Raw genomic sequence first — 5001 nt, forward strand, 5'->3', positions numbered from 1 at the left:
GGGCCTGTAGAAATCTTGGCAGAGCCGAAAAGCGGAAGGTAGGCGGTTCGACCCCGCCCCTGCCCACCACCTCTGACCAGCGGTTTCATCCGGCGGATGAGATCGTTTTGGGCTTTTGAAGATCGTTATGTAGCAACGGGTGTAGCAACGCCGACCGCCTTCGGACGGCGGACGGTCCTCCGCACACCCGCGCTGACCTGCACAGATACTTCCGACAGACCGTCTGCTTCGAGAGAGCACGGTCGAACCGGCTTAGCCCGCTGCGGTGTTGCACCGATCGCGCCAGAGGCTGCGCAAACACGCTGGTCAAGCGTCCGCCGCAAGAGGCGGATATGGCCTTACTGCCAGGTGGACGGGCCTCTGCAGCCTCCGGACCTGCGATGTCCGCACTCGCAGTCCAGCACGCCCGCAACCCCCCGTCGGCAGTCTCCGGCCGTTGCTACACGGGTAGCTACAGAACAGGCCCAGACATCGGCGGAACCCCATGCCGTAACTGCCCGACCTGCTCCGATGCGCGGGACGAACCAGCGGACCGTCCGTTTCAGCAGCGGACGCCCGAGGATCTACCGGTCTTTCGTCCGCACAAGTGCCTCTGGTGGCGACACCATCCACGGCCTCACCAATCGTGACCTACGCCAGCACCTTGCGACCCTGCTCAGCCCGAGCCCGAGCACGGCGATGGAACGAATGTGCGCACCGGTGACGGCTGCGCGCCCAGCTCTCACTCGCGTCCCGAGCCGATTGCTCCGCACCGGCTCGGCCAAACTCACCGACCGACCCTCCGACCCACTACTACTGCGCCGATCCGCCGACGCCGCCGTCAAACAACTCATACACTCACGCTGGATTCGTAGCCTGATGACCTGCGTGTCCAAAACGTGACTCATCCTTCGCGGCTGCACCCACCCACGCCTACTAGACGATGACAGTATGATCTTTTCACCTGCTATGACGCGATCGGCAAATTCGGGGGTTGTTGATGTTCGAGGCCGGAGAGACGCTGCCGTTCCTGGTGGCGATCGACGACAGTGACGCTGGTCCAGTGGGTCCGGTTGGAGACAAGGGGCTCTTTGGTCGGGGAGACGGCGAGCCGTCGATCCGACAGATTCCGGTCGCGATCTTGCGTGAGAACCTGCGTCGGGCGGTGGGCGGTCTGCGCGAGCTGTTCGACGAGATCGCGGAACAGCCCGGCGGGATGCGGCTGCGGCAGGCTCAGATCGCCTTCGAGGTCATGGCGAGCGGCGGGATTGCGCTGGTCGGCACGTCCGCGCAACTGGCCGGTAAAGGCGCCATCACGCTGACGTTCGGCGAGTAGCCAACAGCGATGGCGCGCCGTTTGCGTACGCCACTCGTCGGCGTTGGTCCTCCGCCGACGAGCAGATCCGCGACCTGCCGTTTGGTTCGGACCATCCGACGGAAGGCTGCGGTGCAGCGGTCCTGGACAAGGTCGCGAACCGCCGGAAAGGCCAGCTTGCTCCGCGTCGACGAGAAGTCCCAGGTGCAGGCTCCGGGCCGCATCACGCCGGTGCTGCCGATGAGGCCAGCCACGGCTCGAACCGATGACCCACCACGACGTCCGGCACCGCACGAACAACCTGTTCGCAGCGCTGTACCCGGCGTCCAGATCGGTCACCGCGCAGACCCACCGGCGCCGCCGCCACCAGGAGCTATCGCGCCTCGTCAAGCTCATCGACTTCTCGCTGCCCAACGGCTGCGAGCTGCACTAGGTCCTGCACGGCTACGCAAGACTCGGCACACAAGACTCGCCTGTCCGCCATTGGCTGCGCCGCCGCCGGCAGTTCCACCTGCGCTTCACCCCGACCTGGCGGTCCCGGATGAACCTGGTCGAGCGCTGGTTCGCCGAGCTGACCAAGCGCCGACTGCACGGCGCGGCCCACCGCTCCGTCGCCGAGCTCAAAGCCGTCCCGCGCTCCTCGGTAAACGCCTGGAACAAAAACCTCACAACCGTCCGTCTCAGCCACAACCGCAGACGAATCTTCAAGACCCCAGCGCGCATTGCCAGCAAACAGACGACTCAGAGCACTACCGGTCGAACAAGCAGGGGCCACAGCCGAGGTTAGGTTGGACGGCAAGTAACCGCCCGTCCCTCTCGACCCCGAAAGCGCCGCCGAAGACGCCGTCCTGGACGACCAGGACGACTTGGCAGCCCAGCCGCGGCTTCCGGTACAGCGGCCAGGGCATACCATGCGTACCGGGGTATAGTGTTAGCGCTACCAATATGCTGTGAGCATTGTTCAGACAATCAAACGAGGCCGATCGCGATGCCGTTCCATAGAAACCAGGTGGAGGAGGCCTTCCCCTTCTCGGTCGCTACGTTCGAAGAGCCGGGAGGAAATCGAAAGACGAGCCCGCTCCGAGGTCGAGTCAGTAAATGCATAACGTTGCGAACAGTGGGTTCCATGCCAACCGCGAACCCGCGCTCGAACGAAGATAGAGGCGTCGACTCACTGATCTTCGAACGGTAGTCGCGAAAATGCCGAGCCGATTCCGGGCGCTACTAATTGGAGTGCCCACCTACGACGACCCAGGTGTGTCAGACCTGCCCTGCGTCCAAAACGATCTGACCGAGCTAGCCGCCGCCCTAGAGGTTTCTGGCTACCAGGTCGATACAAACGACGTGTCGGCCACAGGGCTGAACCGGGTCAATACTCGCATCGAACGTTTCATCGCCGGCGCTAAGCGTGACGACATGCTGCTCATCTATCTGAGCGGGCACGGGGTACATCACGGTGGAGACGACCGACTGGTTCCCAGCGATGCTGACACGATGTCCAAAAGGTTCTATGACCAGTGCGTCCGAATCAACTTCAACGCGGACATCGACGACAGCCTGGCCAGCCAGGCGCTAGTGCTCGTAGACGCATGCAGAGAAGGATTCGACGATCACGTCAAGAACGTCGGCGCGCGGACACGGTGGGCGACGAGTAAAATCGACCGAGTGTCGGGCAGGCGCCTAGCTTATGTCTTCGCCTGCTCGCCCGGCCAGGTTGCCAGATTTGTGCACAGCGAATCCGAGACATTCAGTATCTTCTCCCGGGCGCTGAGCCGGATACTTCGTGGCGACGGACCGCCACTAACCCTCGCCGCCCTGCAAGACGCCCTACAGGACGAGATCGGGCGGCTAGCCGATTTTTACAGAATTCAGCCACAGACGGTACGAGTACTAGGGGAAACGCGTCGCAGCGATTTCTACATCATCCCCCACGAAGGACTGGCCGCCGAGTCGAAACACGAGCACCCATGGATAGTCGCAGCCAGGGAACATGCGGCCTGGGAGCAGGCGAGCGGCGGCCCAGGCGCGACGGCGATCCGAGATCTGACCCTTCAGACCGTCAAACGCCTCGCGGACACGTGCTCCAGAGAGCGTCGCCTCGTGCCTGACGATCCCTGGTTCGATCCGGGATTCTCCATGCGAATGAGCGAACGCATGGGATTCATGCTCAAGTCAGTTCTAGACGAGAGGCAACTCGCGCTGTCTCCGGCCGAAGCGGCGCTACTTGTCGTGATGCCGTACGCACAGGAGGCATTCTGGACGAGACAGGCGGCCAAGCTTCGCCACATCGGGCCTGTCGACCTTACGGTGCGCGGCGGATCGCGGGATCGTATTTCATACGAGCGATATGCCTTCACCTATTCCCGTTTGGTTCGGCGCGCTGCCTATTCTCTAGAGCGTGGAGACCGAACATCCGCGGCCGGAATCGGATGGTGGCTCTTCCATCGTTGGCTCGTAAGATCCGCCGAGCTGTACGAGCCCAGAGTAGTCGCGGATCTTCTCGGCCCGGGGGCCTTGAACCTTCGATTGACCAGCGCCTTGTTTGACGCTCAGTCGGTTCTCGAAATGATACGGGCGCTCGGGGATGGCCCCGGGTCCGTCGCGAGACTCGGCCAGACACCAAATTCTCGGTTCGCTAACAAGATTGCGGCTTCCACGGTCGATGAGCAACCTCTCAGGAGAAAGCTGGTAGCCTACCTTCTCGCTCTTGCGCACGGGCTGGCGATCGATCCCGCAGGACTCCCGGAAGTCGTGGTCAGCCACCTTGGCATCGTGGATTCGGTGAGTCTGTCGGACGTTCGTTCCACGGTCGGAACCGCTGAGTGGCGACCGCGCGGCATGACTCGGGTTCTTGCCGCAAACTGCACACATCCATGTATGCACGTCGCACTTCAGGAACATACGGTGGCGATCGACACGCTGCTCAGCAACGTGCACGCCTCGGTGGCGGATGACATAGATCTTGTCGTATTAAGAACTTTGCCCGCGCATGCCTCGGCCGATGGGGTAGGTCCAGGCACGACCGCCGACGGTGTCCGTTACTACGATTCGGCCGGCGTACGGTTCAGACTCGCCGACGACCGTATCCAGGAACTGCTGATGGGCGAGCAATTGTACGGCGATCCGGCGTTGGCTGTCCGCGAGCTATATCAAAACGCTCTTGACGCGTGCCGATACGCCGAGGCACGGCGCCGATATCTGCAGCGGATCGGAAAGCCGGCGGCGCCGTGGAAAGGTGATATCCAATTCCGGGAAGGCGTCGACGAAGCCGGCCGGCGGTTCCTGGAGTGTCGCGACAACGGTGTCGGTATGGGATTTTACGAGATTATCGAGGCCTTCTCACATGCCGGAGTTCGCTTTTCAGATCTTCCTGAATTTCTAAACGAGCAAAGCGACTGGGAGAACGCTAGCCCACCGGTGCGGTTTTTTCCGAACAGCCGGTTTGGGATAGGCGTACTCAGCTATTTTATGCTCGCGGACGACATTACTCTGAGGACCTGCCGGCTCAATCGCAATGGCCAGCCCGGGCACGAGCTCACTGTGAATATCGCCGGGCCGGGCGCCCTGTTCCGCGTCCGGGACAGCGGGCCGGGGCTAGAGTCTGGTACCACCATCCGTCTTTACCTCAGACCCGGACTCGAAAACCCGTTTTGCGTTGCCCTTCTACGTCGCCTGCTGTGGCTAGCCGACTATCAGGTAGAAGCGAA

At 62.3% G+C, this 5001-nt stretch carries 3 protein-coding genes; all 3 read left to right on the forward strand.

From position 1 onward, the window contains the following. The first annotated feature begins 1012 nt into the window (after nt 1–1012). Nucleotides 1013–1315: a hypothetical protein gene (locus U9977_RS25620; protein ID WP_322751846.1), complete on the forward strand. Its 303-nt coding sequence runs from the start codon at nt 1013–1015 to the stop codon at nt 1313–1315. Nucleotides 1316–1559: 244 nt separating this feature from the next. Beyond that, complete coding sequence (locus tag U9977_RS25625; protein WP_322751847.1) at nt 1560–1727, forward strand: hypothetical protein; 168 nt, start codon at nt 1560–1562, stop codon at nt 1725–1727. An 824-nt stretch (nt 1728–2551) separates the two neighbouring features. Next, nucleotides 2552–5001: caspase family protein (locus U9977_RS25630; RefSeq protein ID WP_322751848.1), on the forward strand; the 2450-nt coding region annotated here is incomplete at its 3' end.

It is taken from the genome of Protofrankia sp. Cas8 (assembly GCF_963555845.1).
Taxonomy (GTDB): domain Bacteria; phylum Actinomycetota; class Actinomycetes; order Frankiales; family Frankiaceae; genus Protofrankia.